Below are 2,299 nucleotides of genomic sequence, written 5' to 3' on the forward strand. Positions count from 1 at the left end.
GCCGGAGCAGCAGGTGGTGGTGTGTTCAATGAGAACTGAGGCGGCATTTCAGCGTCTTGGCCGATGCAGATCACTGTGCATGACGGGCGGGGAGCGGCGGTCCGCTGCCACGGCTGGTTGGGGCTACTGGTCCCAGTGAGGTCGATCAGCGGCATCTGCGCCAGCGGGTCGGTGGACGGCAAGCCGTGGATGTTGAGGGGGAGGTTCGGCCCGAGCCCCTCGGGGTTCTCCAGGTGTGCGTCGCCCAGCGGCGGTGGGGGTCCGGTCAACGGCGGCAGGTCGACCGGGACCACGCCGGTGGCGTACGCCGCTGCCCAGCCCAGCACGTTTTGGGCATACGGCATGGAGTTGTTGTAGCGCAGGATCGCGGCCAGCACCTGAGACTGGTCGCGCAGGTTCAGCCCGCCGCTGCACAGATAGCGAGCGGCGCCCAGCGTGGCGTCGTACAAGTTCTGCGGATCGGCCACGCCATCGCCGTCGCCGTCGGAGGCATAGCGCGCCCAAGTGCCCGGCAAGAACTGCATCGGACCCACTGCGCGGGCGTAGGTGATGCGACCGCCAGTATCGCCTTGGACGATGACCTCGTTGCCGGGCAGCGTGCCATCCAGCGCTGGGCCGTAGATGGGTCGGATCGCGTTGCCGTGCACATCGGTGGCGCCGCCGTTGGCGTGCATCGATTCGATGCGCCCGATACCGGCGAGCAGGTTCCAGCTGATGCCGCAGCCAGGGTCAGCTCCGGCCATCATCCGTTCGGCGTTGCGGTAGGCGGACAGTGCCATCGTTGGAATGCCAAGCGCGCCAGGTGTATTCACCACTCCCAACGGCGGGGGAGCCGACACCGTGGGGGCCGCCGCGATGTGGAAGCCGATCTTCGGATGTTGGACCGAGATCACCATTGGCCCCGTCGGATCGGTGGAGGCGGGAGCGACCGCGGCAACCGGGGTGATGGCGGCGTCGCGCAGCGTCGACCTCGGCACCGGGAATGGTGGGGCCGCGGCGCCCACGACTCCGGCGAAGACCAGGCAGGCGATCATCGCAACACCGAATGCCGGGCTCCGTGCGGTACGGGTCAGCGACTGCTGCACCGCCGCAACGACGGCAACGAAGGCGGCAGGGATTTTCGTGGCCCGGGCGGCGCGAACCGTTGAGTGCCGGACGGTAGCGAGAGCGGTGACGAGGACAGCAGGCATCTTGGGGGTCCGCGGCACGCGAATTATCCGCTGCCGCATCTTTGCAAGAGCCAGGCCTCCCCCGATGCGCACTCGACCGTCCTCAATATTCGAGCCCTATTAGGCACTTGTGAAACCACTTTGAGCTTCGTGACCTAAGTCACGATACATAACTCTCTGATCACAAAGGCCACAATCGCCGAGTCTGTGCCCAGCGCCGATACCGGGTTGCGCGAGGTCAAACGGCGGACGGATTTTCAAGATCTGTCCGCGAAAATTTTATTTCGCCCGTAGGCATTTTTAAGTGGACTTCGCGGCCCGCGCATCTGAACCATCGCCGCTAGGCGCCAACGTTTTGTTTGCCTTGTCCGGATGTCGGTCTTCCAGCAGGCCGCGCAGACCTTCCAGTTCGTGGCGCAGGTGTTCGCGGTTCTTTGCGACATCGCCGATCGCCAGCCGCAGCGCGGCCAGCTCCCGGGCCAGGAATTCGGTGTCGGCCTTCATCTCCTGGTCTCGGCGACGATCCTCTTCGAGCGCGACGCGGTCCCGGTTCTCTTGGCGGTTTTGGGCCAGCAGGATCAGCGGCGCCGCGTAGGCGGCCTGGGTGGAAAACGCCAGATTGAGCAGGATAAACGGGTAGGGGTCCCAACGCAGGCTGACCGCGACGATGTTGATCACGATCCACACCACGACCAGGACCGTCTGAATCAGCAGGTAACTGCCCGTGCCGAAGAACCGGGCGATGGATTCGGTGAACTGCCCGACGGCATCGGGGTCCACCCGCGGCGCGACCAGTCGCGAGGTGCGCGGGGTATACAGCCGCTGCCGCGGCGCCGACTTGCTCACGACGCTCCTCCGGCCGCGTCCAGCGAGACCACGTCGCTGCTGGCGCGCCAGTCGTGCGGCAGCAGATGGTCGAGTACGTCATCCACGGTCACCGCGCCCAGCAGGTGGTGCTGTTCGTCGACCACGGGCCCGCAAACCAGGTTGTAGGCGGCGAAGTAGCGGGTCAGCATCGGCAGCGAGGTTTCTGGTGCCAGGACAGGCAGATCGGTGTCGACAATCCCGCCGACCAGCATGGCCGGTGGCTCGCGCAGCAGTCGCTGCAAGTGCACACATCCCAGGTAATG

At 65.8% G+C, this 2,299-nt stretch carries 3 protein-coding genes; all 3 read right to left on the minus strand.

The genetic code is table 11. The annotated features are described in order from the left end of the window. The coding region (locus WAN71_RS14145) for a lytic transglycosylase domain-containing protein (protein ID WP_422225939.1) at positions 1 to 1,034 on the minus strand (1,034 nt) is incomplete at its 3' end. A gap of 435 nt (positions 1,035 to 1,469) precedes the next feature. Further along, positions 1,470 to 2,015, minus strand: a complete 546-nt coding sequence (locus WAN71_RS14150; RefSeq protein WP_422225937.1) for a DUF1003 domain-containing protein — start codon at positions 2,013 to 2,015, stop codon at positions 1,470 to 1,472. Continuing rightward, a partial coding sequence (locus WAN71_RS14155; protein ID WP_422225938.1) for a CBS domain-containing protein occupies positions 2,012 to 2,299 on the minus strand: 288 nt, incomplete at its 5' end. The genes WAN71_RS14150 and WAN71_RS14155, both read right to left, overlap by 4 nt.

The sequence above is a fragment of the Mycobacterium sp. genome (assembly GCF_049280035.1).
Lineage (GTDB): Bacteria > Actinomycetota > Actinomycetes > Mycobacteriales > Mycobacteriaceae > Mycobacterium.